General features: G+C 57.8%; 22 protein-coding genes. 9 read left to right on the top strand and 13 right to left on the bottom strand.

All coding sequences use genetic code 11. The features are described from left to right. Nucleotides 1–9: 9 nt before the first annotated feature. The 12 genes from HMPREF2537_RS11575 to HMPREF2537_RS11520 form a co-directional block, all read right to left on the bottom strand. Entirely contained in the window at nt 10–1,542 is a 1,533-nt protein-coding gene (locus HMPREF2537_RS11575; protein WP_070515894.1) for an ABC-2 family transporter permease, read from the bottom strand. Continuing rightward, nucleotides 1,535–2,278, bottom strand: coding sequence for an ATP-binding cassette domain-containing protein (locus tag HMPREF2537_RS11570; protein WP_070515892.1), 744 nt, complete (start codon nt 2,276–2,278; stop codon nt 1,535–1,537). The genes HMPREF2537_RS11575 and HMPREF2537_RS11570 overlap by 8 nt, the downstream gene beginning before the upstream one ends. A gap of 86 nt (nt 2,279–2,364) precedes the next feature. Beyond that, entirely contained in the window at nt 2,365–3,036 is a 672-nt protein-coding gene (locus HMPREF2537_RS11565; protein ID WP_070515891.1) for a response regulator, read from the bottom strand. After that, nucleotides 3,017–4,222, bottom strand: coding sequence for a sensor histidine kinase (locus tag HMPREF2537_RS11560; RefSeq protein ID WP_070529228.1), 1,206 nt, complete (start codon nt 4,220–4,222; stop codon nt 3,017–3,019). The genes HMPREF2537_RS11565 and HMPREF2537_RS11560 overlap by 20 nt, the downstream gene beginning before the upstream one ends. Nucleotides 4,223–4,252: 30 nt before the next feature. Beyond that, nucleotides 4,253–5,152: a polyphosphate kinase 2 gene (gene ppk2, locus HMPREF2537_RS11555; RefSeq protein WP_070529226.1), complete on the bottom strand. Its 900-nt coding sequence runs from the start codon at nt 5,150–5,152 to the stop codon at nt 4,253–4,255. Between the two features lie 75 nt (nt 5,153–5,227). Then, entirely contained in the window at nt 5,228–5,692 is a 465-nt protein-coding gene (locus HMPREF2537_RS11550; RefSeq protein ID WP_246818779.1) for a PepSY domain-containing protein, read from the bottom strand. A 95-nt stretch (nt 5,693–5,787) separates the two neighbouring features. Beyond that, nucleotides 5,788–6,666: a fumarylacetoacetate hydrolase family protein gene (locus HMPREF2537_RS11545; RefSeq protein ID WP_070529224.1), complete on the bottom strand. Its 879-nt coding sequence runs from the start codon at nt 6,664–6,666 to the stop codon at nt 5,788–5,790. 5 nt (nt 6,667–6,671) lie between these two features. Beyond that, the gene (pth, locus tag HMPREF2537_RS11540) at nt 6,672–7,211 is read right to left on the bottom strand and encodes an aminoacyl-tRNA hydrolase (RefSeq protein ID WP_143342291.1); all 540 of its coding nucleotides are present in this window, start codon (nt 7,209–7,211) and stop codon (nt 6,672–6,674) included. A gap of 100 nt (nt 7,212–7,311) precedes the next feature. Next, on the bottom strand, nt 7,312–7,968 hold the full coding sequence (locus tag HMPREF2537_RS11535; protein WP_070529222.1) for a 50S ribosomal protein L25/general stress protein Ctc: 657 nt from the start codon (nt 7,966–7,968) through the stop codon (nt 7,312–7,314). A 209-nt stretch (nt 7,969–8,177) separates the two neighbouring features. Further along, entirely contained in the window at nt 8,178–9,152 is a 975-nt protein-coding gene (locus HMPREF2537_RS11530) for a ribose-phosphate diphosphokinase (protein WP_070529220.1), read from the bottom strand. Nucleotides 9,153–9,176: 24 nt separating this feature from the next. Then, nucleotides 9,177–10,640, bottom strand: coding sequence for a bifunctional UDP-N-acetylglucosamine diphosphorylase/glucosamine-1-phosphate N-acetyltransferase GlmU (gene glmU / locus HMPREF2537_RS11525; protein WP_070529218.1), 1,464 nt, complete (start codon nt 10,638–10,640; stop codon nt 9,177–9,179). Nucleotides 10,641–10,704: 64 nt separating this feature from the next. Next, nucleotides 10,705–11,964 (bottom strand): MFS transporter, encoded by a 1,260-nt coding sequence (locus HMPREF2537_RS11520; RefSeq protein WP_070529216.1) that lies wholly within the window; start codon nt 11,962–11,964, stop codon nt 10,705–10,707. A gap of 70 nt (nt 11,965–12,034) precedes the next feature. Here HMPREF2537_RS11520 and HMPREF2537_RS11515 point away from each other — a divergent pair, with 70 nt between their 5' ends. After that, nucleotides 12,035–13,669, top strand: a complete 1,635-nt coding sequence (locus HMPREF2537_RS11515) for a multicopper oxidase family protein (protein WP_070529214.1) — start codon at nt 12,035–12,037, stop codon at nt 13,667–13,669. On the opposite strand, the gene HMPREF2537_RS13085 is transcribed toward HMPREF2537_RS11515, so the two are convergent. Beyond that, entirely contained in the window at nt 13,666–14,829 is a 1,164-nt protein-coding gene (locus tag HMPREF2537_RS13085) for a GIY-YIG nuclease family protein (protein WP_246818778.1), read from the bottom strand. The genes HMPREF2537_RS11515 and HMPREF2537_RS13085 overlap by 4 nt on opposite strands. 105 nt (nt 14,830–14,934) lie before the next feature. Here HMPREF2537_RS13085 and HMPREF2537_RS11500 point away from each other — a divergent pair, with 105 nt between their 5' ends. The 8 genes from HMPREF2537_RS11500 to cas2e all read left to right on the top strand — a co-directional run bounded on the left by HMPREF2537_RS11500 (nt 14,935) and on the right by cas2e (nt 24,152). Further along, nucleotides 14,935–17,745 carry a CRISPR-associated helicase/endonuclease Cas3 gene (locus HMPREF2537_RS11500; protein ID WP_070529513.1) on the top strand — a complete coding sequence of 937 codons (2,811 nt, stop codon included), beginning with the start codon at nt 14,935–14,937 and terminating at the stop codon, nt 17,743–17,745. Between the two features lie 100 nt (nt 17,746–17,845). After that, nucleotides 17,846–19,591 (top strand): type I-E CRISPR-associated protein Cse1/CasA, encoded by a 1,746-nt coding sequence (gene casA / locus HMPREF2537_RS11495; protein ID WP_070529212.1) that lies wholly within the window; start codon nt 17,846–17,848, stop codon nt 19,589–19,591. After that, nucleotides 19,584–20,252 (top strand): type I-E CRISPR-associated protein Cse2/CasB, encoded by a 669-nt coding sequence (gene casB, locus HMPREF2537_RS11490; RefSeq protein WP_070529210.1) that lies wholly within the window; start codon nt 19,584–19,586, stop codon nt 20,250–20,252. The genes casA and casB overlap by 8 nt, the downstream gene beginning before the upstream one ends. A 32-nt stretch (nt 20,253–20,284) precedes the next feature. Further along, nucleotides 20,285–21,439 (top strand): type I-E CRISPR-associated protein Cas7/Cse4/CasC, encoded by a 1,155-nt coding sequence (cas7e, locus tag HMPREF2537_RS11485; RefSeq protein WP_070529207.1) that lies wholly within the window; start codon nt 20,285–20,287, stop codon nt 21,437–21,439. Nucleotides 21,440–21,455: 16 nt separating this feature from the next. Then, nucleotides 21,456–22,172 (top strand): type I-E CRISPR-associated protein Cas5/CasD, encoded by a 717-nt coding sequence (gene cas5e / locus HMPREF2537_RS11480; RefSeq protein WP_070529204.1) that lies wholly within the window; start codon nt 21,456–21,458, stop codon nt 22,170–22,172. Beyond that, nucleotides 22,169–22,861, top strand: coding sequence for a type I-E CRISPR-associated protein Cas6/Cse3/CasE (gene cas6e, locus HMPREF2537_RS11475; RefSeq protein ID WP_070529201.1), 693 nt, complete (start codon nt 22,169–22,171; stop codon nt 22,859–22,861). The genes cas5e and cas6e overlap by 4 nt, the downstream gene beginning before the upstream one ends. Next, the gene (gene cas1e, locus HMPREF2537_RS11470) at nt 22,861–23,799 is read left to right on the top strand and encodes a type I-E CRISPR-associated endonuclease Cas1e (protein WP_070529197.1); all 939 of its coding nucleotides are present in this window, start codon (nt 22,861–22,863) and stop codon (nt 23,797–23,799) included. The genes cas6e and cas1e overlap by 1 nt, the downstream gene beginning before the upstream one ends. Continuing rightward, on the top strand, nt 23,796–24,152 hold the full coding sequence (gene cas2e / locus HMPREF2537_RS12575) for a type I-E CRISPR-associated endoribonuclease Cas2e (protein ID WP_083299022.1): 357 nt from the start codon (nt 23,796–23,798) through the stop codon (nt 24,150–24,152). Before cas1e ends, cas2e begins: the two co-directional genes overlap by 4 nt. Nucleotides 24,153–24,267 lie beyond the last annotated feature (115 nt).

Here is a 24,267-nt window from a genome sequence, read left to right as displayed (position 1 = left end):
TGGTCAGTTTTAGCGGGAAGACAGCGCTCGAGTATGGAGTAAATGTCGTGCGCGCAATGTCGCGGCCACCCCGAGCACTGCGGCCAACACCACAGCGACGGCATAGCGCAAAGGTGAGTGCGCAACCAAAGGCCAGGCGGGGAAGGCGAGTACCCACAGACCGGTATCAGCCAAGACATCGCCGCCCAAGGTGACGGAGACAATCGTCCCTATGATTGTGAGAGCGATAGCGCTCACAGTGCCGAAGCGAATCACCAGAATGAGTGATACAGCTGCGATGACATAGCCCACCCCAACCGCAAGGGGCAAAGCGGAAAACTGTGCAGCGCCATCACCACCTGCGAGCGCACTGGCCAGGTATGCGGCAGCGCATACCGCCAGGATGACACACAGGAACCAGAGGAGAATCCCGGATGTGCCGAACCGTGTTTCCATATGGACCAACGGCCATGAATCAGCTACACGGGGCCAAACGAGGACCGGCAAGATACCTGCGCCGACCGGAAGCAGAAAGTAGTGAAAGAAACCTTCGACGTAGTTAGCGGGATATTGCAGGGCGACAAAGCCTAGCGCCAGAATGCTGAGCATCAAGCAAGAGAACACCGCTGGGCTAAAAGCTGCACGGTGGAGTCCTAGCAACGTGGACCACAGCGAGGACTGTGCCGCCGCACGGGGGTGGCTCGTTGGCTGCCATACTTGGGCTTCTTCCATGGTGGTATTAGCAACGTCGGCATCAGTCTGGGCCGTTGTGGAACGCGCGAAACGGTGTCGCAGCGAGAACATTGGCCGGTATCGTCGCGGCGTGTAGACCGCGGCTAATGCTCCGAGAACGGCGAGGATGACGCACAATATGAAAGCCGGTAGTGGACTGCTGGTGAGAAGTGGGTCGTGTGGTTCAAGAGGCACCGAGTTCTGGTGAATACGCAATGCGCGCAGAAGCAATCGTTGCGGCCATGCTGGGGGAAAGGCCCACCACCTGCCTGATTCGACAGTGCACGGAAGGATGCTGATTATTTGCCATAGGGCCGCGGCTACCAGCGTTAAGCCGAAGCCCAGTCGGCGGGCACAGGCGGCGGAAAGCCCGGCAATGCCAAGCGCGCCAAGGAAGGAGTAGAGCCCAGCTACGAGGATAAGTTCATGATTCTCCCGCCCCTGGGCAGCGACAACGAACCAAGAAACACCAAAGTTCAGAATATGGAAGACCGCAAGGCTGACAATGACAACGATAAAGCGGGCAGCATTCTCGAGACGCGGGTTGAGGTTTCTCCATTGCGTTCCGCCGCTGCGAGTGATGGTCTCGCGGCGTTCTGGAATGGCAGCGAACAGCCCAGTAAGAGGGGAATACATGCCGGTAACAAACAAGGATTGCCAAGCCAAGACGCCCGTGGCATCAGTGCGTGCTGAGGCCATTGAGGAGAAAATGATTGTCATGATGACCAGCGGTAGCGCCAGCAAAGGCAACCACTGTAAGGCGCTTCCACGGCTGCGCAGTAGTTCTGCTGAAAGGTAACTCGGGCGAGGGGCAGTAGTGTGCTTAGGCACGTGACTCTCCTTCCCGGTTGGTAGGCGCTTGGGAGGGGTGGCTCGGTGAGGTAAGTCGGAAGAATTCTTCCTCCAACTGACCACGTGGAGCTAGTTCCTGCAAGGAACCGGAATAGCGAATCGTGCCCTCGGCCAAGACGGTGATGTCATGGGCAAGGTGCAGTACCTCTCCAAGCTGGTGGGAGCTGACGATAACGGTGTGCCCAGCCGCGGCTAGTTGTTGTAGTAGCTCTCGCAATTCCATGATTCCTTGGGGATCGAGGCCATTCTGGGGCTCATCAAGAACAAGAACCTCTGGATCGCCGAGGAGAGCTTGCGCTAACGCTAGGCGGGCCTTCATACCAGTGGAAAAGGATTTCGCCTTCTTGGAGCCAACGCCGCTGAGCCCAGCGATGGAGAGAACCCGGTCAATCTCAGAGTCGGGAAGCCCCAGAAGTCGAGCGTGAACGCGAAGATTCGCCGCGGCAGACAGATGACCATAAAAGGCTGGCCCGTTCACTGAGGCACCAATGCGGCGAAGCACATTGCGGTTCCAAGGTTGGCCCGCCACGCTGATGGAGCCCGAGTCAGGAGGCAGGAGGCCTAAGAGGATGGAGAAGATTGTTGATTTTCCTGCCCCGTTGCGCCCGAGGAGCGCATGCACGCGGCCAGGGGAGATGTGGAAGGAAACATCATCGAGGACTCGTTGCCGACCGAAAGATTTCGAGATGTGCTCAAAAGAGATATCGCAATTCATAGAATGCAGTATCGCCGGGGCGCATCATGAAGGAATCCGCCTGCATGATGGTCTTCAGCGAGCAGACCTCCTACCGTGGTAGGAGCTTAGGCAACCCCAGCACGCTGCGCTAAGAGAACGAGGGCCACTCGGTCACGTGCGGCGAGTTTAGACATGAGCGCGGAGACGTGAGTTTTCACCGTGGTTTCTGCGATGACCATGTCGGCGGCTATCTCCGCATTTGTAGCACCACGCGCGATGAGTGAAAGCACTTCCATCTCGCGGCGCGTTACGAGGCTGAGTCCTTGGCGTTCCTGGGCGCTGAGGGTATCGCGTGTCAGCGCTGAGCGATAAGCCTCTAGCACTGGGCCGGTTACCTCGGCGGCCAGTACCGATTCTCCTTGCGCCACGTTGCGTACGGCGGTCACAAGAACCTCTGGGTCGGCATCCTTCAGCAGGAAACCGTGGGCGCCAGCGGAGATGGATCGCGCCACGAGCTCTTCATCATTGAATGTGGTGAGCATGATGATGCGGCACTCGGGCTTTCGCTCGAGTATGGCCTGAGCCGCTGCAATGCCGTCCATACCGGGCATGCGAATGTCGAGGATCGCCACATCAATGTGGTGGCTCAGCGCTGCTGTCACGGCGTCCGCCCCCGTGGCAGCGGTTGCCGCGACCTCGATGTCTTCTTGCGCAGTGAGGATGGTAGCCAGTGCTGAGAGCAGCATTGCTTGATCATCGGCCAATAAGACGCGGATTCTAGAGCTGCTGGGTTGCATCCTTGGTCTCCTTCATCGGTATCTGTGCGTGCAAGGAAAAGGAATGAGCATCGCCGGAATAGTCGAGGCGACCGCCGAGCGAACGGGCTCGTTCCGAAACTCCGACTAAGCCCACGCCGCTGCCCGCGACGTTGCTTGGCGTGGGATGAGGATTGATGGAGGTGAGGGTGAGCGTGGCGGCGTCATCAAGTACAAGCTCAACGAAGACGTGCGTGCCGACGCCCTGATGGCGCAGCGCATTCGTCAATCCTTCCGTGATAATGCGCACCAGAGCCATCTGCACCAACGATGGCACGGCGTATTCAGTCGGGAGGTTGGCGTCCACCTTTAGCCCTGCAGCGCGGAAGCCTTCGAGGATCCCTTCGATGTGCTCAAGTTGTTGAGCAGGCTCTAGAGTCGTGGGGCCGGGTGAGCGCAAGGCAGCGACTATGCCGCGAACCTCGCCCAAGGCGGTATCCGCATTATCGCGGATCGAAAGAAGTGCTTCTTCAGCCGCGCCGGAGTCCGCAGTCGCTGCAACGATGCCTGCATTAGCCTGAACCTTAATCAGGGTGAGGGAATGGGCAAGGACATCGTGAAGTTCCCGTGCAATGAGGAGGCGTTCTTCTTCTTGTGCCTGGTGGAAGCGCTCGCGGGCCAGTACTTCTCGTTGGCGATCACGGTCGAAATAGCGGGCAGCAATAAAGTATGTGCTTCCCAGTACTGCCCAGTGAGCCACAACCATAGCGAGGAAGTGGGTGTCCACCTCATAGCGGAGAAGATAGGACTCAGCATCGATCCGCCACATGAAGGGGGAGATGAAGGTACCGATCACGGTGATGAACAGAACCACCCGCGGAATCAGCCTCTGGGTGATGTACCGCGAGGTGGTGTACACGGCCATCGGGGCGGTTAATGCCCAAGGCGGCAAGCCGTTATTGGCAGGAAGCTGGATCATCCACGTGACTGCCCAGGCTGAAAGAAGAACTAAAAAGCCTGCCGCGCTTAGGGCTGGCTTCGAGCGCCACACAAGGAAGAACGGTATGAATAGCAGCGACAAGAGAGATTGGATAACCTCTACTGTTCCGGCAGAGGAAAACGCCAATGCACAATAAAAGGCCGCTACGAGCCCCGCGACTCCTGCGAGCAGCGCGTCTCCCAAACGCACCGAGGACAGGAAGGCGCGCGCGGTGCGGGAAAAGCTCATAGACGGCCATGGTAGTACATGCAGAAAGTACTACTTCTTCTTTTTGTCCTTCTTGGACTTCTTTTTCTTGCCCTGCTTCTTGCCGTCGCCGTTGACCTTGGCACGCTCCAAATCGGCGGCGACATCCGGGACGTAGGCAAACTCATTGCGCGGCGGGCGTACGTATTCGGCCTCGAGCTCGGGGCGATCTGGAATCTCAGGGACATCCTGCTCTACGTGCTGGTACGGAACCATCTTGAGGATGTGGTTGATCACGTTGATGCGCGAGCGCTTCTTGTCCTCGGATTCCACGGTGTACCACGGGGAGGACGGGGTATCGGTGTGGACGAACATTTCATCCTTGGCACGTGAGTAGTCTTCCCAACGGGTAATGGACTGCAAGTCCATGGGGGAGAGCTTCCAGCGGCGCAGCGGATCGTTGCGGCGGGACTTAAAGCGTGCGAGCTGCTCCTCATCAGAAACGGAGAACCAGTACTTAAGAAGGATGACGCCATCCTCGATGAGCATGTGCTCCAGCAGCGGAGCCTGGTGGAGGAAGCGCACGTATTCTTGCTGGGAACAGAAGCCCATGACACGCTCCACGCCGGCGCGGTTGTACCAGGAACGGTCGAAGATGACGATCTCGCCGGCGGTGGGCAGCTTCTCAATGTAGCGCTGGAAATACCACTGGCCCGCCTCACGGTCGGTGGGCTTCGGCAGCGCCTCGATGCGGCAGGTACGCGGGTTCAGGTATTGCGTAATGCGCTTGATGGCGGAACCCTTGCCGGCGGCGTCGCGGCCCTCCATGATGATGACCACGCGGGCGCCGGTCTCAACGACCCACTGCTGCATCTCGACGAGCTCTGCTTGGAGGCGCTTGAGCTCGTCCTCATAGGCTTGCTTGTCTAGCTTCGGCGGCTTGGTGGCAGACTTCTTAGACTGTGAACTCATACCTCTAAATTTACCGCTTAGCTGGGTAAATACCTAACCGCGAGAGTTAGGTAGGCGGGGCGAATTGGCAGGTATTTAGTCAACCTCGTGTTGCGTCACCGCGCCGCTGGCGGCGTCGACGTCGAGTTCATGTTCCTGGCCATTAGCCTTGAATTCAATCTCCCAGTGTGGGCCCTTGCCGTCGTCACCATCGTCGTAGTCGACCTCTTTTTCTGTGACGGTCTGGGCATCAACACCGGCGTGGGATAAAGCTTTCTCGAATGCTTCATCACCGGTGAGCTTCCCAGAATTCTCTGCATTTCCGGCGTCCCTGGCAGCAGCCGTGGCTGCAGGCTGTTGGGCGTCGTCATCGCGGTCATCGTCGTCATCATCATCGCCCTGGTCCGCGCCAGTTGCAACGGCTGTTTCCGTCACGGTTTCCACAGTCGCGGGAGTCGGCGTCGGGGCGGGATCGGCCTCTTTATCCGAAGAACAGGCAACCAGCGCGGTACTGGTGCAGAGTGCAAGGCCGGCGGCGGTGAAGCGGGAACGAAGAGTCATTGAGGCTCATCCTTCTTGGTCGGTCGGGCACGTGTGGTGCCCCACCCTAACGAAGCCTGTCAGGTTTCGCTGAAGATCCTGGATGCGGCTGAATATTAACGGCCGTGACAGGTACAGCCTTCGCCGCAGCCCCCGGCAGCGGGCGGTTCGCCGAAGCGCGTGGTGTTCTCAATTGCCCCGAGCCCTTCGATGCTGATGCGGGTGCGGGAGCCGTCGCCAAGCAGTGCTTCCTCACCGCGCGCGAAGCCCACGCCTTCCGGGGTGCCGGTGGCAATAACATCGCCTGGATTCAGGGGGTAGAGGGAGGAACAGAAGGCGATGAGCTCGGCCACGGAGAAGATGAGGTCATCGGTGTTATCGTCCTGTCGGACTTCACCATCGACGGTCGTGACCAGTCGCGCGGCCTTGCCCGGGGCCCATTCATCAGCGGTGGTTAACCATGGCCCGAAGCCGGCGGTGCGGTAGAAGGATTTGCCGGCGTGGAACTGCGTGGTGGCACGCTGATAATCGCGCAAAGTGTAGTCATTCATGATGGCATAGCCAGCCACGTGCCCGAGTGCCTCCGCTACCGGAATGCGGTGCGCACGGCGCCCAATGACCACGGCGAGCTCTCCTTCATAGTCCAGCTTCTTCGTGGCATAGTCCGGCACATAGACATCGTCGAAGGGCCCGGTCAGAGCCTCCGGGAACTTGATGAAGAGCGTGGGCTGTGTAGGCAGCTCGCGGCCCATCTCACGGGCATGCTTGGCGTAGTTAACGCCGACACAGATGATCTTTCCTGGGTTAGGGATGACGGGGGCGAGATCGGCATCGTCGAAAACCACGGGCTCACCGGAGAGCTGCGCAGCTTTGTGCCAATCGGGGCTGGCGAGCAGTTCTCCTACGTCCTCATAATCCAGCTCGGTGCCCACGTTGGGGCCGTCAATACGGATAGCGCAGGTGCCAAAACTGGTGCGGAGGGTAGCGAGTTTCATGGCAGTTAGTCTAGCGCGCGAAGAATCTCATCGACCGCGTCGGCGCACATGATGGGGACCTCCTGTGCCTCCTGCTTGTTCCATGTTTTAAGCACAAATGCGGCTGGGTCCATGCGCCCGGGCGGGCGGCCGATGCCGACTGAAAGGCGCTGGTAGTCCTTGGTGCCCAGAGATTTCGTGGTGGAGCGCAGCCCGTTATGGCCGTGGTCTCCGCCGCCTAAGCGCCGCTTGATGGTGGCGAAATCAAGCTCAAGTTCATCGTGCACCACGATGATGTGATCAGCGGGCACAGAGAAATATTGAGCGAGGGCTTTGATGGGTCCGCCCGACAGGTTCATGAAGCTGCGCGGCTTGGCGACGATCATCTTGGTGTCCCCGCGCCGCGCTTCGGCGATATCGGTGTTCGTCTTCTTGTGAACTGAGAAGGAAGCAAACAGCTCGCGGGCTAGCTCATCAGCCACGTCAAAGCCGATGTTGTGGCGGGTACCAGCGTACTTCGGTCCGGGGTTTCCTAGACCAACGACGAGAAAGGGAGAAGAAGTCACGCTGCTAATTCTAAACAGCGTAGGGGCGAAAAACGGCGAACCGCGCCCGTCCCCAGAAAGCTGGGGGCAGGCGCGGTGCGTTAGATAGGTGAGGGGAAGTTTACTCCTCGTCCTTCTTCTCCTCGGAAGCGGACTCGTCGGCGGACTCGGCGCCAGCCTCAGCGCCACCTTCCTCAGCAGCCTCAGCGGCAGCCTCGACGTCCTCATCAACCTCCGGCTCGGAGATGGAGACGATGACGGTGTCTTCCTCGGCAGCAAGGGTGGTGCCCTCCGGCAGGGAAACCTCGCCGGCGGTGACCACGGTGCCGTCCTCGAGGCCCTCGATGGACACGACGATCTCTTCCGGAATGTTGAGCACGTCTGCCTCGACGAGGAGGACGTCGGCATCCTGGATGGACATGAGGCCCGGAGCCGGCTCGCCCTCGAGGACAACCGGAACCTCGACCTCAACCTTCTCGCCGCGCTTAATGGAGAGCAGGTCGATGTGGTCGATGTTGAAGGTCAGGACGTTCTGGTCAATGTGCTTGACCATGACCAGGTGCTGCTCGCCCTCGAGCTCCAGCTCGAACACGGCGTTGACGCCGTGGTTACGGACCAGTGCGGTCATCTCCAGGCGGTCAACGGCGAAGTGCAGGACGTCGACGGCGTGGCCGTAGACGACGCCCGGGATCTTGCCTGCAGCGCGCAGACGGCGAGCGAAGCCCTTGCCGAACTCGGAACGGACTTCAGCCTTCAATACGGGGCGCTCAGAAGCCATAAGTAAATCTCCTTAAAGTATCGTTGTGCGGCAAGGGCTGTTGTAGGACCATGTAGATACGACAAAAGCCTGCCGATGGACGTCTTGGACGAGTCATCGCAGGCTTAATACAAGATTCACTGCTTAACTTGTGCTATCGCGTCGATAACGGATTTCTCCCTCGCCGAGACGCACAAAATTTTAGCAGCAGCGTTGTCGCAGAATCAAATCTAGTGAGTCTCAAATAGCGTGGTCACAGAACCGTTCTCGAAAATCTCGTGGATGGTGCGAGCCAGCAGCGGGGCGATGGACAGGACCGTGAGGTTGTCCCAGCCCTCGGTGGACTGCGGCAGGGTATCGGTGGTGATGACCTCGACAGCACCGCATTCGGACAGGCGCTCGCGGGCTGGGTCGGAGAAGACACCGTGGGTACACGCAATAACCACGGACTTGGCGCCGGCTTCCTTGAGCACTCGGACTGCGCCTGCGATGGTGCCGCCGGTATCAATCATGTCATCGAGCAGGATGCAGTCCTTGCCCTCGACGTCACCGACGACGCGGTTGGACACCGTCTTGTTGGCCTCGGTGGTTGAGCGGGTCTTGTGGACGAAGGAGAGTGGGGCGTCACCAAGCTCGTGTGCCCACTTCTCAGCCACCTTCACGCGGCCAGCATCGGGGGAGACCACAGCCAAATTGTCCATCGGGTACTTGGACTTGATGTAGTCCGTCAGGATCGGCATGGCGTGCATGTGGTCGACCGGGCCATCGAAGAAGCCCTGAATCTGGTCGGTGTGCAGATCTACGGACACGATGCGGTCGGCGCCGGCAGCAGCCAGCAGGTCTGCCACCAGGCGGGCAGAAATAGGCTCGCGGCCGAGGTGCTTCTTGTCCTGGCGTGCGTATGGGTAGAAGGGCAGGATGGCGGTGATGCGCTTGGCGGAGCCGCGCTTGAGCGCATCAATCATGATGAGCTGCTCCACCAGCCACTTGTTGAGCGGCTGGGTGTGGGACTGCATCACGAAGCAGTCGGCACCACGGACGGACTCCTCGAAGCGAATGAAGATCTCACCGTTGGCGAAATCGCGGGCGGTGGTCGGAACCAGATCAGTCTTGAGCTCCTTGGCCACAGCCTCAGCCAACGCCGGGTGAGCACGCCCGGTGAAGAGCATCATGTTCTTGCTGCTGCCGGTAACCTTGCCAGTCATCAGTAGATATCCCTTTACTTGTCGTTAGTTAGTGGTCTGGTCGTCAGCCTCGGTGTCCTGTGCCTTGCCGGCGGCTTCCGCTGCCGGCGTGCCCGGACGCTTCTTTTGCACCCAACCTTCGATGTTGCGCTGCTTGCCGCCGGAGACCGCGAGCGCTCCCGCGGGAACGTCGTCCTTAATTACTGTACCCGCACCAGAGTATGCGCCATCACCGACGGTGACGGGAGCGATAAACATGGTGTCCGAGCCGGTGCGCACGTGGCTGCCGATGGTGGTGTGGTGCTTGTTGACGCCGTCGTAGTTGACGAAGACGGAGGAAGCACCAATGTTGGAGTAATCACCCACGGTGGCATCACCGATATACGTCAGGTGAGGCACCTTGGTGCCGCGGCCGATCTGTGCCTTCTTTGCCTCGACGAAGCCGCCCAGCTTGCCTTCTTCACCCACGATGACGCCGGGGCGGATGTAGGTAAACGGGCCAATCTGCGCGTTGCTGCCAATGACGGAGTCGAAGCCGTGCGTGCGCACCACATGTGCACCTTCACCAACCTGCATGTTGGTCAGGGTGGTGTCGGGGCCAACCTCGGCGCCATCGGCGATGGTCGTGGCACCCCACAGCTGGGTGTTGGGGTGAATGGTGACGTCCTGGCCAATTGTCACGTTGACGCCGATCCAGGTGGTATCGGGATCAACGATGGTGGCGCCGCCGCGCATGGCTTCCTCGACCATGCGGCGGTTGAGAAGGCGGCCGGCTGCGGCCAATTGCACGCGGTCGTTGACACCGGAGAGCTCATCCGGATCGGCAGCGACGTGCGCGCCGACGCGGTGTCCAGCCTCGCGGGCAATCTCCAAAACATCGGTGATGTAGAGCTCACCCTGGGCGTTATCGGAGTTGAGCTTCGTCAGGGCGTCGCGAAGCACGGCACCGTCGAATGCAAAGACACCGGAGTTGACCTCGTGCACCGTGCGCTGCTCCTCGGAGGCGTCCTTCTGCTCCACGATGGCGGTGACGGATCCATCCTCGGCGCGCAGCACGCGGCCGTAACCGGTGGGATCCTCCAGCGTCATGGACAGCACGGTCACGGCGTTAGCTTCGTCGGTGTGAGCCTCCTGCAGCTGGCGCAAAGTCTCCGGGCGTAGAAGTGGAACGTCACCGTTAGTCACGATGACGGTGCCGTTAAAGTCCGGCAGAGCGCTCAAGCCACACTGCACGGCGTGGCCGGTACCGTTCTGCTCCTCCTGAACGGCCTGGGATACTGCGCAATCCAGTTCTTCGGCGATAGCATCGACAGCAGGGGAGACCTGATCACGCTGGTGGCCCACGACGACCACGAGGTGCTCCGGGTTTAGACCAGCGGCTGCGTGGAGGGCGTGGCCGAGAAGTGACCTCCCGCCAATCTCATGCAACGTCTTTTGGGTTGAGGATTTCATGCGGGTACCTGCGCCTGCTGCCAGGACAATGGCGGCGCAGTCAGCTACTTCAGCCACGAGTGTGTGCTTCTCCTGTGATTGGGGGTCAGGACTTACTGTGTTTCATCATAACGCGTGCTGCCTACTTCCCGTGTGACACTTCCGGGAGCGCTCGGGCACGCCATGCGCCAATCAGACCGATGCACGCTAAGAACAGAATGGCTGCCGAGGGGCCCGCGAGTGCAATGACGGCGGAGATACCGCCGATCACGAGGAGGATGACGCCCATCATGGTGTTCGCGGCTCCGACGTAGCGGGTGCGTTTATCCTCGCCCGCCATATCCACCACATAGGTCTTGCGCGCCACGCGAATGGCAGCGTGCGCCAGGTTGACCAGGAAGAATCCGAGGGGAAGCGCCCACATGCTTACCGCTGTCGGTGCCCACGCCGCACAGGCCACGATGGCCAGCAAGATGATCGCCGCGGCACCTGCAGCCCAGGACATAACCAAGCGGGAGGACTTATCCGACAACACACCGGAAACCCGGCCGCCGACGAGACTGGCCAAACCCGATGCCAGGACGAAGCCGCCGAGCCCACTGAGTGCCTGCGAGCCGATACTCTGCGAAAGCACCACGATGAAAGAAGTGGACAGGGCAGACACCAACAGCAGGGCGCGGACGTTGACGAAGCCACGGAAGCGGGCATCCTGGGTATACAGCTGCCAGGTATCTGTCCACCAGCTGCGGTTCATGCCCTTCTGCCCGGAGTGCTCTGGTACCGGCTCCTCGATTGTGCGGAAGACCGCTGCCGCCAGGAACCACGTGGCTGCGCCGATAGCGAGCATCACTGCTAAACCCCAGCGCGGGAGCTCACCGAGAAGGGCGAGGATGCCACCGGTAATCAAGGTGACCGCGCCGCCGAGCTGTGTAGCACGACCAGTCACCACTCCGCGGTGGCCCTTGGAGATGGTGCGGCCTTGCACGTCCTTTCCGGTCAGCGAACACAGCGCGCGCAGCACGGCAAGCGCGGCAAGCGCGAGGCAGATGATGAGGCCGAGAAGGGGGCCGTCGACAAGCACGGCGGCTGCTGCGATAATCGCTGCGCACAGACCCTGTCCCACCGAGCCCAGCACCCACAGGCGTTTGCGTGCTGGATGGGACACCACCCATGGGGTGAGTGCCGCCTGCGGGAGCATGGAGCCGGACTCACGCAAGGGGACCAGCAGGCCAGTGAAGAAACTTGGGACCCCGGCTACGCTAAACAGCCAGGGTAGAACCGTCTTACCGGAGAGCAATTGATCGCCCACGCCCTGCAGGCCATTCGACCACACGAAGCGGCGGGCATTGGCGGACTCGTTGGAGGGTGAGGAGTCTTGGGAAGATGCAGAACGCGAAGCCATGACTGTGATCTTAAGCCCGGCTCGGCCTTATCCGGGCCTTAAGGTTCACCTGATCTCTATCCTGGGAGGCATGTCTATCTCCGCTCGCCCTATAGTGTCTCGCCGTATGTTCGTCCAAGGTTCCGTGCTGACTCTTGCCGGTGCCGCCGTGATGGGATTGAGCGCCTGCTCCACCTCGGGGTCGAAGAATCAGCCGGAGCCACTGGGCTACGACAGCGAGCCGCGAGCCCTGCCTATCCCGCCCGTGGAGGAAGGAGAGGTCGTCGACGGCACACGCGTATTCAAACTCACCGCTCAAGACGGCTACTCGGAGATCCTCCCCGGCAACGACCGCACGCGGACGTGGGGCTTCAACGGCGCCTTCTTAGGCCCCACACTGCGTGCTCGGCGCGGTGAGAAAGTCCGCGCGGAAATTACGAACAACCTCATTGAGATGACTACGGTGCACTGGCACGGCATGAAGTTGCCTGCCTACTCGGATGGCGGCCCGCACTCGCCGATTGAGGTGGGCAAGACCTGGAAACCCGAGTGGGAGATCATCCAGCCTGCGGCCACGCTGTGGTACCACCCGCACCCGCACATGGCTACCGCCACGCATGCCTACCGCGGGTTGGCGGGTATGTTCCTCATCGACGATGACGTGGTCGATGGGCTGGACCTGCCGCAGGACTACGGCGTGGACGACATCCCGGTAGTCATCATGGATGCCAAGTTCACCGACGATGGACAGATCGATGAGAAGAGCGATAACACACTGGGCCTTCTGGGCACCACGCCTCTGGTCAACGGCATCACGAATGCGCGCTTCGACGCCACCACGCGCCGGGTCCGCCTGCGCCTGCTCAACGGCGCCTCCATGCGCTTCTACACCCTGGAGCTCAGCAACGGCCCCTTCCACGTCATCGCCACGGACACGGGGCTTCTCGACGCCCCCGTAGAAGTCGACTCCCTCTTCCTCGGCCCCGGCGAGCGCGCCGAAATCATCGTGGATTTGGAGCCCGGCGAGGAGGTGCAGCTGCGCTCGGTGCCGCGCAAGGATAACTTTGGGGTGCCCAAGGACAAGGATGCGGCCGACTTCGGCTTCCAAGATTCCTTCGACCTGCTCACCATTTCCGGGCCGGAAGAGTCCGCACCGGAGCCACCGGCTCTGCCTGCAACGCTTGACTCCGCCGCGGCGAAGATCCCGTCCACGGAGGGCCTTGAAGAGCGTGAGTTCGTGCTCAACACCTTCATGATCAACGGTGAGCAGATGGACATGGCCCGGGTGGATACCGTCATCGATCACGACGCCCCGGAGATCTGGACCGTGACCAATGAGAACTCTGATTGGCCGCACAACTTCCACATCCACAACGCCCGCTTCAAGGTTCTGGAGTGGGACGGCGATGAGAAGATGAATGTGTTCAATTCTGGGTGGAAGGACATTGTGAACCTTCCGCCGAAGGCCACCGCGCGCCTGCTCGTGGAGTTCGGTCACTTCCCGGATAAGACCATTCCGTACATGTACCACTGCCACATGCTGCTGCATGAGGACGAGGGAATGATGGGGCAGTACGTCATGGTCAACAAGGGCGAGAAGCCCGACGTGCGCGTCAAACCCGCCGCGCTCGTCTTCGACCAAACCGCCGCCACGCACTCCGCACACGCGGGCCAGGTGGTGGACTCCTCCCGCAGCCCCTATGCGACGCCGGAGGCGCAGGGCTAACCCTTCACGATGCTCTCGTAGGCACGGCCCGCTAGCGCCGAGCTGTGCCAGCGGCGGAAGAGGTTGGACGGGCGGTTGCGCATCAAGGTGACCGCGAATTTGCGGGCGTCAGAGATGACCTCTGGTCCAAGGGCTTTGAAGGTTTCCTCTAATTGGCCGATGGGGTAGTAATAGGCCTCTGTTGACGTGACGTTGTAATCATGGGAAGCGACGAAGTGGTAGGGGGATTTGCTAAACCAAATGGCGTCTGAATCTGCTTTCCAGTCACCGCCCTCGCGTGGAAGAAGGTTAAAGAATCCAGTGCCGAGGTTGTAGCCGTCAAGAAAACCTGGATCTAAGTCAGATGGATCGGTGATGACACTGCTGCGCGGGAAAACAAGAAACTCAAGTATCCCGGTGTTGAGGGTGGCGTAGCGGCCACCTGCGGTCGAAGGGTAGTCAGACAGCGTCCAATAGGTTCTCTCAGTTTCCGGAGCGACGGGGATTATGTGCTCGAGAGCGAAGGCGATGTCCTTGATGACTGCTTGGGCGACCTCAGGAGGTGCGTTGTTCTCCAGCTTTGTAGGGCCTGAAGCTTCGGCGGCCCGTACAAAAGCTGCGCGGTCAGATGGTGAGGGTTCCCAATCTCCAAGAATCCAATGCTTCTGTTCCGTCACGGTAACGACTAAATCCAGTGGACTTGGGCCTTCTGAGGCCAGAACACCGCTGCGATTCCTGAGTAAGACTCCGGCATCGAGTTGGTACTGGATCATTTGTTTTTCAAGGATGTCTAGCTCTAAAGGTGGTGCGGGCGCAAAGGAGAGTGCTACGACATCGCCCCAGGATTCGTGATGGTTGGAGCCATGGGTATGGTCTCTGAACCGCTTGACGACGTCGATGGATTGGCCCACGTATTTGGTGCCATCGTCGAACTCGATGACGTAAATCCCGCATCGCTCATCTGCGGGGAAAATGGGGCCAATGGGTGTGTTGGAGTCGAGCTCCAAGCGCTTGAAATCAAGGGGAGAGGCCATGATGACAAGGTAGACGATGCCTGGGTCCAGCGTCCGCAGATTGGGCGTTCCGGATAAAAGAAAGCCCCGCTGACGCGGGGAAGTGATGGTGTTAAGCATCAGCAAGGGCTCATCCCAGCAGAGCAGGGAAGTAAAATCGCCCTTCATGAAGCCTACATTGCGATTGCCAAAGAACAATCTTCAGAAAGCATTGAATTTGCTAATGCTAAAGGTGCTATGCTCGTCTTAAACGACTTCTCGTGGAGGATGGCCATGGAAAAGACCGCTGGACGGGGGCCGAGTTCAAGTTTAATTCAGGCTCGGACACGTGATTTTTGTCTTAGGGCTGATGGCTGGGCACGCGAACGTAGTCCGCAAGCTCAAAGTCTGTGGGCGAAGTCCGGTGATGGTACAGATTTCTTGACGCTGCCACAGCATATGGTGGACTCGGCGTGTGCTGCTTCTTTCTTGTATAACTCTTGGTTGGCAGCCTCTGTGAAGCGTTATCTCTCAGAAGAGCTGGGAGTTGATGAGTCTGGGGTTGAGGCGCTGTATGTGTGGCTTGCTGGAGTCCACGATGTGGGAAAGGCGGTGCGCACGTTTCAGCGCCTACTTTTGGACAGTGATAAAGCGTATCTCGTGCATGCTGTCTCAGATGCTGGTTTAGACATCGACCTCAGCGTTGATGAGGCTAACTTCGATAAGCTTCCCCATGGCGTCGCATCAGGTGAAATCCTCTCGCAATGGTTATGCGCGCGAGGTGTTCGTCTCCCAAAAGCTAACGCATTGGCGGCAGTGGTTAACGCACACCACGGCATCGCGAATAAACCCTCGAGGCAGGTGCGCGAACTTATTGAGGATTACCCCGAGCCATGGAAGCGCGTGCACAAAGAATTACTCGACGCGATGGCGGATCTCTGCGGTGCTGACTCAGTACTCGAGAAAGTCTGTGGGGGCAGCAAGCTGCATCAGAGCGTTGCGGAAATCCTCACTGGGCTCGTAGTGATGGCGGACTGGGTAGCTTCTAACGAACACGCATTCACGCTCCACGTGAGTGGAACGCAGCTTGAACGAGTGGAAGCAGCTGCCGCAGCTATTGACGTAACGATGCCTTGGGAACCTGAAGAAGGGGACTGGCAGGATATCGATGCTCACTTTCGGCGGTCGTTTGATTGGCCGGAGGAGTACTGTGCTCGGCCGGTGCAGCGTGCTGTCGTAGAAGCAGTGCAACAGGTGGAGAGACCAACGCTTGTTGTTATTGAGGCCGAAACTGGAGTTGGAAAGACCGAGGCGGCCCTGGCTACCGCGGAGATCCTAGGTGCTGGCAGCGGCGCACAGGGGATCTTTTTCGCGGCGCCGACAATGGCAACAGCCAATGGGTTGTTGGAGCGCACGATCGAATGGGCCTCGAACAACAGTATTGACTCGGTAAGGAGTATGTACCTTGCTCACTCCAAGAACGTGCTCTCGGAGCCGTACCAACAGCTGAAATTCTCACAAATCGGCAGGGACTCCGGGGACGGCGGCGGAGTGGTTGCGTCCCAATGGATGTCGGGACGTCGATTGGGGCTGCTCTCCAATTTTGTTGTGGGCACCGTGGACCAAGTTCTGATGATGGCGTTACAGCAGCGTTTCCACATGCTGCGGCACGTGGGGCTGGCAGGAAAAGTTATCATCTTCGATGAGGTGCACTCCTTTGATGTTTACACCAGCGACTACCTCCAAAGAACCATCGAGTGGCTCGGCTACTACGGTGCCAGCGTCATTCTCATGTCAGCGACGCTTCCGCCAGACAAACGACGTTCACTGGTGCAGGCATACTCCCGTGCTCCCTGGCCGGATGAGGAACCTACTGGGTATCCACTGCTTACACTCGCAACACGGGATTCCGTGAAGTTTCACTCGGTGCCGCCAACGCCGACGAACTTAGAAGCGCGCATCGAGTACCTAGACGATGAAGTAGAAAAGCTCGTCACATTTGCGGATCAGTACCTTGACGACGGTGGCTGCGCGCTCATTATTTGCAATACGATCGCCCGCGCACAAGAGGCATACCGAGTGTTGGAAGGTACATATGGTAACGATGTCCAGCTACATCATGCTGGTTTCGTTGCGTGGGAACGTGTAGCGAAGGAAGATGCCCTGCGCGAGGAACTTGGACCAGATTCTCACCGGGGAAGTGGACGTCCACAGCGCAAGATTGTGGTGGCAACCCAAGTTGCCGAGCAAAGTCTCGATATTGACGCTGATGTTCTTGTCACGGATATCGCCCCGATGGATCTCATTATTCAGCGTATTGGACGCTTACATCGCCATACGCGACCAGCCACCGATCGGCCGGAAAAGCTACAACAGCCACAAGTGATGATTCGCGGGATCCTCAAGCACGAACCTGTCCCTGAGTTTGATTCGGGAGCCGAGTCTATCTACGGCCAAAACTTGCTTCTATCGACGTACGCGATGCTTCCAGAAGTCTTTCACCGCCCCGACGATATCGAGAGACTTGTCCGAGCAGCCTATGACAAGAACTTCACGCCGCCGGTGGCATGGGACGAGGTATGGGAGAAAGCTCAGGAGCAAAATCTGTTTGCTGAAGATAGCGCGCACTCGAAATCGTCGACGTTCCGACTGCCTAGCCCTCGGAGACGAACCAGCTATGATGCTCTTTTCTCGCAACTCATCAGTGATAACGCAGCATCGGGAGATGAACGCGGAGCTGCTCAAGTACGAGATGCTGAACCTTCGGTGGAAGTCATTCCAATTAGGAGTACCGAATACGGGTATCAGCCGTGGGGCTTTGAGGAAGAAGTGCTTGATGGCACCGAACTGTCCTACAACGTTGCGTTCCATTTGGCTTCGAGCACAGTTCGCCTTCCAACCCGAATGACTAGGTGGGAATCTGATTTTGAGGCAGTCGTCAGCGCTTTGGAAGAAGCTACGCCTGCACAATGGCGATCGCACTTCCTTCTGAGGGGACAACTGGCGTTGCCTCTGAACGAAACTGACACCGCACAACTTGGGCGGTTTACCGTGATTTATTCCTCCGAGCTGGGTATCGAAATTCTTAGCGATGGGAGAGAGTGAATGTCCGGCGTCCTTTGTACTCTGAGGGCGCCTCCTCTAAGAGACCCCTCTACAACAATCAACAATCCACAACAAGACAAAGAAAGGAGGAGAAAGAAGAATGACTGAAACCTCAACGTTTAACCTTCTCGACGAGCCATGGATCAAGTGCATGGATGGCACCAACCAGCCTGTAAGCCTGAGCATCCGCGATATCTTTTCTGGCCGCGGTGACGCTTACAAAGTCGTTGGTGACTCCCCAACCCAGGATTACGCGGTGCTACGTGTGTTACTGGCCATTTTTTGGCGGGCGCATGCCCTAGATCTTGTAGAAAGCTACGCGGGTAATAATTGGGAAGACTTTGATTGGCCGGAATGGTTCGATGATCTGCGTGATCAGCTTGTAAACGAGAAGCGCGATGACGTGGTCCTTGACTACCTTGATGGCTTTAAAGATCGGTTCGATCTTCTTTCACCAATTGCGCCCTTCATGCAAGTCGCGGATTTGCATACGAAGTCAGGAGCCGCAAAACCTGTATCCTTCATCGTTCCGGAAGCTGCTGACGATTTCTTCACCATGCGTACAGCAGAAGGGCGAGAGTCTCTAGCGCTCGATGAGGCTGCTAGATGGCTTATCCATGCGCAGGCATTCGATTACTCCGGAATTAAGTCGGGTGCGGAAGGAGATCCCCGCGTTAAAGGCGGACGAGGCTACCCCATTGGAACTGGTTGGACCGGACGCACTGGCGGCACAATTGTCCTAGGGGCAGGTGGGATTCTTGAAACCCTGATTCTCAACACTCCTCCATCGGCAGTCTTGGATTCCCAGGAAGGAGGACCAGTAAGCGCGGATACTCCCGTTTGGGAACGCGAACCTGATACTGCAACGCAGCGACCGGGATCAAGCGATGACATAGGAGCGGTCCCACACGGTGCGGTTGATCTCGCAACCTGGCAGGCACGGCGTATTCGCCTGTTCATTGAAGGCGGCCGTGCGGTCCAAGTACTCGTGTCCAATGGTGACCGTATCCCAGATGCAGGTAAGAACGTCATGGGCGATCCCATGACCCCTTACCGCTACAGTCCGAATCAATCGAAGAAAGGCACCGACGCCTACTACGCTCGCCCATACGACCCGACTCGGACAATGTGGCGTGCACTCGATGCATTGATCGCGTTGGAGGATGACCTCGGATTCGATAACGGTAAGAATAAGGCTCCTAAGCGACCTAGAAATCTCTCCAACCTGGCAGAGCTTGAGGCTGACGGGTACTTGGACAAGAACCTCCTTGATTTAGCTTTGGTGTCGATGGAATATGGCCCACAGGAATCGTCTGTAGCCTCGACATTCATCGCTACGATCGGTTTGCCACTGGTCGTTTTGCGTGCTGATGATACGGGTCGGAAGGTGCGCAATGCAGTTCGCACCTCTGCTGAGAAAACTGGTAAAGCAGCCATCAGCCTCGGCTGGTTTGCAGGTCAGTTGCTCGTTGCCGCTGGCGGTGACTATGAATTCGGTAGCAGTACTGCTGACCGCTTCTATGCTCGTCTTGAACCGCTCTTCCTGACATGGATGACAGGCTTGAGCTCTGATAACGCTGAAACACGGCAGGGTGATTGGCAAGAACAGGTCCGCGAACAGGTGCTTGGTGATGCCCGCGAACTTCTTCGTGGTGCTGGAACTAAGGCCATCGTTGGTAGGGAAGTCGACGCCGGAGACACCGGCAAGGGACGAATAGTTTCAGCCGGCTCGCTTTACCGTCAACTGCATCGAAGGCTGGACAAGGACCTCCCATTGACGGTTTCTCGCACAACCCCAGGCACAGTTGCCTCTGGAAAACAACACGAGGATGACTCCGATGACTAACACTCCAACTAGCACTGACTGTCCGAGCACCTCGGCAGGGCCAACCTTGCGCCCAGCAGTAGCTCGGACTGCGAATGACCTACAGTTCGCCATCTTGCGCTCACCAAACCGCGCACAAAGTGCGCAAGCTCGTGCAACGCTTGCGAATCTTCGCAAGTATGCTTCCGTTCCCCTCAATGACCAGCCTCTAGCGCTAGAGGAAGTTCTACTGAGCCTTCACCTGCCTCTCAGCGAAAGGGAGCTTGGCAGAGGAAATGCCCCCTCAGTGTCGGAGCTTGCAGCATTTCATGCTCTCGTCATGTTTGGCATTCACATGCAAAGCGCGACGACTGACGCCCACGTTGAAGGCCAAAGCTTTGCTCGCGCATGCGGCCGTTTCTTCGCACAGAGCGAATCACAGTCCACAAAGCCCCGCTTCGATGCCATGCTCGTTTCACGTGATGAAGCCTCCCGATTGATCCATATCCGCTCGCTCATCACACTGCTTCGCGGCGCAAAAATTGGCTTTGACTATGGGCAATTTGCACAAGACCTCAGAACTCTCAACGCTCGTACTTCCACGCAAGTCGATCAGAATCGTCGACAGGGAGTTCTCTTGAGATGGGGACGTGACTTTGCCACTGGCGCTTTTACTAAAAGCACGAAATCCACTGAATCCTAAACAACACTCTTCAACCGAAAGGAAAGTTCACCATGTCATTGGTTATTGACATCCACGCACTGCAAACCCTGCCGCCATCCCTTATCAACCGCGACGATACGGGTGCACCTAAGTCCGCTATTTTTGGTGGAGTTCCGCGCCAGCGGGTGTCCTCCCAGTCCTGGAAGCGCGCAATCCGTAGCTACTTTGAAAAGAATGTTGATCCTGAGTCTGTGGGGGACCGCTCGAAGCGCCTGCCGGAGAAGATCGCCAAGCTGGTTGAGGAACATGAAGGCTGGGATTCCGAGCGCGCAATCAAGCAGGTTAGTGACCTCTTCAAGGTCGCAGGAATTTCGACCGAAGTTGATAACAAGCGGATCAAGGAACTAGAAAAGTCCAAGGTCGAGGATAAAGAGGAACTTATTAAGGAAGCCCGGTATCCACGTACCAAGTACCTCATTTTCTTGAGCCCGCAGCAGATTGACCGCGCAGTCCGAGCAATCGTCGCTGCAGACGGAGAGAAGATCAAAAAGGCTGAGGCGAAGGAAATTCTCGATACCAAGCACTCGGTTGATATGGCGATGTTTGGTCGCATGATTGCTGATGACGCTGCCTTTAACGTCGATGCCGCAGTGCAGGTTGCTCATGCTCTGGGTATTCACGATAGCGCTCCGGAATTCGACTACTTTACTGCTGTCGACGATCTTGCTGAAGCAGGTGAGGAAACAGGTGCTGGAATGATCGGCACCGTACAAATGATGTCCTCCACCTTGTACCGGTTTGCCACAGTAAACGTAGCGGGCCTTACGGAGAATCTCGACTCTGAGGAGAACGCGAAGCAAGCTGCGGTTCAGTTTGTCGATGCTTTCATCAAGTCCATGCCTACCGGAAAAATCAACACCTTTGCCAACCACACGCTGCCTGAGCTGGTCTATGTCACCGCGCGTGATACCCGCCCAGTGAGCCTCGTGACGGCGTTCGAGGAGCCGGTCCAAGCCACCGACGACAAGAATTTGCGCATCGCTGGTGCCGAAGCTCTGGCAAGAGAAGAAAAGGAATTCGAGGAGAACTACGGTCTGAAGCCGCTGGCTGCATTCGTGGTTGGCGTAAGCGAAGCGCGAGCACCGTTCGCTGACATTGCTGAGACCGTTACTCTGCCCGAGCTTTCGGAGCGTCTCACCACCGTGTTGGATTCCTCCCAGTCCTAGTGAAGGGAGTCATCTCATGACATCGAGCTTGTTACTGTTACTCAAAGCCCCGTTGCAGTCGTGGGGAAACGAATCGCGCTACGCCACGCGAACAACGTCTCAAATTCCATCGAAATCCGGAGTGCTCGGCATGCTCGCCGCTGCGGAAGGTCGCCGGCGAACCGACGGCATTGAGGATCTTGCGCGTCTGACGTTCGCTGTGCGAGTCGACCAGTCTGGAAGTCTGCTGCGTGATTACCAGACGGCGCAGGATTGGCAGCGCAATCCTAATGCGCCTGCAAAACTGATAACCCGGTATTTCTTGTCCGATGCTGCGTTTGTTGCTGCGATCGAATCTGAAGACCGTGGATTGCTTGAAGGTTTGGCGGAGGCACTACACAAGCCGGCATTTCCGATTTTCTTGGGACGACGGTCATGTCCGGCACCGCCAAATTTGGTGCAGGGAATTGACGATAAACCTGCGGTTGAGTCGCTTCAAGCGCACTCTACGTGGCATGCCACAAAGGAGTGCATGAAGACCTGTGGAGAGAAGGTAGCCCTGCCGATTTATCGCGATGCAAAGCCAGGTGAACTCGGGGAGTCGTTGCAAGACGTGCCCGTGTCGTTTGATCCGAGGCGCCGAAAGTACTCCTGGCGCACGGTTGTTCAACGTGAGAGCGCCATGGTTGATAATCCCTTGGATGCATCGCAGCTGCGGCCGGACCCATTCATGGAAGCGGTGATGAACGCGTGACCACGCTAACCAAGATCCTGATCAACCCTCAGTTGCGTCAAGGGCGGAAGCTTCTTACGAATCCACATGCCATGCATGCGGCAGTTAGTGCAGCTTTTCCGCCGGACATCGATACCGATGAAGCACGGTTGCTATGGCGGATTGATCGAAATAGTCACGAAAATGCTCTTTACATTGTTGGCCCCGAGAAACCGACGGCGTCTGGAATTGTAGAGCAGGCTGGCTACGACACACGGCCCGCCCAGTCCCTTGATTACACCCGCCTGCTGGGTTCCTTGCAGAAGGGGCAGCGCTGGAGGTTTGAGCTGCTTGCAAACCCAACCTATTCTCAGTCCAACGACGGAAAACGCGGCAAAGTTAAAGCTCACGTTTCAGTAGATCACCAGCTTGAGTGGCTCTATTCTCGGGCGGAAAAGGCTGGTTTTGCGTTGGCTCCGCGCGCCAATGACACCGTGCCTGCGGAAGAACGAGCACGTTGGTCGGTAGAAGATGAAACAGCCATCGTGGAGAGGCGGACCCTTGATTTCCGCAAAGGTGGGAACCGACGCCACATCCGTATTGTAACGGCCCGCTATCGTGGCACCCTGGAGGTCACAGATTCTGCGCTGCTCCGCTCCACTCTTACTCACGGCATAGGTCGTGCTCGTGGTTATGGTTGTGGTTTGATGACGTTGGCGGCAGTTTCTTAATGGCTACGCCACATGAGGTCCCTATCGCACGCCAGGCCTTGGCGCGCGTAGGGGACCGGATCAGTTTTCTTTACGCTGAACGCTGTGTAGTGAATCGTGATGGCAATTCGCTCACCATAATGGACCAACGGGGCATCGCTCATCTTCCAGCTACCCAAATCGCAGCTCTTCTTTTGGGGCCGGGGACAAAGATTACGTATGCTGCGATGGCCCTGCTTGGCGACGCTGGCGTAAGCACCGTCTGGGTAGGAGAGCGCGGTGTGCGGTACTACGCGCACGGCCGGCCGCCAGCAAAATCAAGCCGCATGGCAGAAATCCAAGCGGAGGTAGTCACTCACCAACGAAAGAGATTGGATTGTGCGCGCCGCATGTACTCGATGCGGTTTCCTGGCGAAGATGTGTCAAGTCTGACTATGGCACAACTACGTGGTCGGGAAGGCGCGAGGATGAAGAAAGTGTACGAAGCGGAATCGAAACGGACCGGAGTTTATTGGAATCGTCGATCCTATGATCCGAATGACTTCGATTCATCGGATCCAATCAACCAGGCGCTTACCGCTGCGAGCGCAGCGCTCTATGGAGTAGCACATGCTGTTATCGCTGCACTAGGTTTCGTCCCGGCGCTAGGCGTTATTCACACGGGAACCGATCGATCCTTTGTTTATGACATCGCAGATCTATATAAGGCAGAAATTTCAATCCCGGCTGCATTCGACACTGTTGCTGCTGCCAAGGGAAGTCCATCGACGGAAGTCCGTCGGCATGTTCGCGATTATGTTGTTTCGCACAGGCTGATGCCTCGCATGGTAAAAGACTTGAAATCGTTGTTCGATATCCCTGATGACGAACTTGTGAGTGATGTTGAACTTATGTTGTGGAGTGAACTCGAGGTTATTGCCTCAGGCGTGAACTGGTCTGAAGAGGAGACACTTTCATGATCGTTCTCGTCGTTACAGCGTGCCCGGCTGGGCTCCGAGGTGATCTTTCCAAATGGTTGATTGAATTAACTCCTGGAGTGTTTGTAGGTCGTCCTTCAGCAAGAATTCGTGATTTGTTGTGGGAGCGAACAGTTGAACTATGTAAGGACGGAAGAGCGTTATTGGTTTATTCGGCAGCTAATGAACAAGGACTCGAGTTTAAGACTCACCGGCACCATTGGCAGCCAACAGACTTTGATGGAGTCACGCTCATGGTTCGTCCCTCTCCTGAACGGAAGACTGTGCAGAGCAGAACTGGATGGTCGCAGGCACGGCAGGTCCGGTCTGCATATCGTAAACAGAAGGGGAAGTAGAAAGAACTGGGCACAGCCTATCTCTTGCTGCTGAGAAGTCGTATGTAAACTGAGCTTACGGCTCGTTAATGCGCTGTTCAGCAAGGGTGCTCCCCGCGTAAGCGGGGATGAGCCC

This window comes from Corynebacterium sp. HMSC074E01, assembly GCF_001808885.1.
In the GTDB taxonomy this organism is placed as follows: Bacteria; Actinomycetota; Actinomycetes; order Mycobacteriales; family Mycobacteriaceae; genus Corynebacterium.
This window is presented reverse-complemented; position numbering and strand designations above follow the sequence as displayed.

Coding starts and splice junctions, on each gene's coding strand:
- HMPREF2537_RS11570 (WP_070515892.1), bottom strand. CDS start 2,278: ATGAATTGCGATATCTCTTTTGAGCACATCTCGAAATCTTTCGGTCGG.
- HMPREF2537_RS11565 (WP_070515891.1), bottom strand. CDS start 3,036: ATGCAACCCAGCAGCTCTAGAATCCGCGTCTTATTGGCCGATGATCAA.
- HMPREF2537_RS11560 (WP_070529228.1), bottom strand. CDS start 4,222: ATGAGCTTTTCCCGCACCGCGCGCGCCTTCCTGTCCTCGGTGCGTTTG.
- ppk2 (WP_070529226.1), bottom strand. CDS start 5,152: ATGAGTTCACAGTCTAAGAAGTCTGCCACCAAGCCGCCGAAGCTAGAC.
- HMPREF2537_RS11550 (WP_246818779.1), bottom strand. CDS start 5,692: ATGACTCTTCGTTCCCGCTTCACCGCCGCCGGCCTTGCACTCTGCACC.
- HMPREF2537_RS11545 (WP_070529224.1), bottom strand. CDS start 6,666: ATGAAACTCGCTACCCTCCGCACCAGTTTTGGCACCTGCGCTATCCGT.
- HMPREF2537_RS11535 (WP_070529222.1), bottom strand. CDS start 7,968: ATGGCTTCTGAGCGCCCCGTATTGAAGGCTGAAGTCCGTTCCGAGTTC.
- HMPREF2537_RS11530 (WP_070529220.1), bottom strand. CDS start 9,152: ATGACTGGCAAGGTTACCGGCAGCAGCAAGAACATGATGCTCTTCACC.
- HMPREF2537_RS11520 (WP_070529216.1), bottom strand. CDS start 11,964: ATGGCTTCGCGTTCTGCATCTTCCCAAGACTCCTCACCCTCCAACGAG.
- HMPREF2537_RS11515 (WP_070529214.1), top strand. CDS start 12,035: ATGTCTATCTCCGCTCGCCCTATAGTGTCTCGCCGTATGTTCGTCCAA.
- HMPREF2537_RS13085 (WP_246818778.1), bottom strand. CDS start 14,829: ATGAAGGGCGATTTTACTTCCCTGCTCTGCTGGGATGAGCCCTTGCTG.
- HMPREF2537_RS11500 (WP_070529513.1), top strand. CDS start 14,935: ATGGAAAAGACCGCTGGACGGGGGCCGAGTTCAAGTTTAATTCAGGCT.
- casA (WP_070529212.1), top strand. CDS start 17,846: ATGACTGAAACCTCAACGTTTAACCTTCTCGACGAGCCATGGATCAAG.
- casB (WP_070529210.1), top strand. CDS start 19,584: ATGACTAACACTCCAACTAGCACTGACTGTCCGAGCACCTCGGCAGGG.
- cas7e (WP_070529207.1), top strand. CDS start 20,285: ATGTCATTGGTTATTGACATCCACGCACTGCAAACCCTGCCGCCATCC.
- cas5e (WP_070529204.1), top strand. CDS start 21,456: ATGACATCGAGCTTGTTACTGTTACTCAAAGCCCCGTTGCAGTCGTGG.
- cas1e (WP_070529197.1), top strand. CDS start 22,861: ATGGCTACGCCACATGAGGTCCCTATCGCACGCCAGGCCTTGGCGCGC.
- cas2e (WP_083299022.1), top strand. CDS start 23,796: ATGATCGTTCTCGTCGTTACAGCGTGCCCGGCTGGGCTCCGAGGTGAT.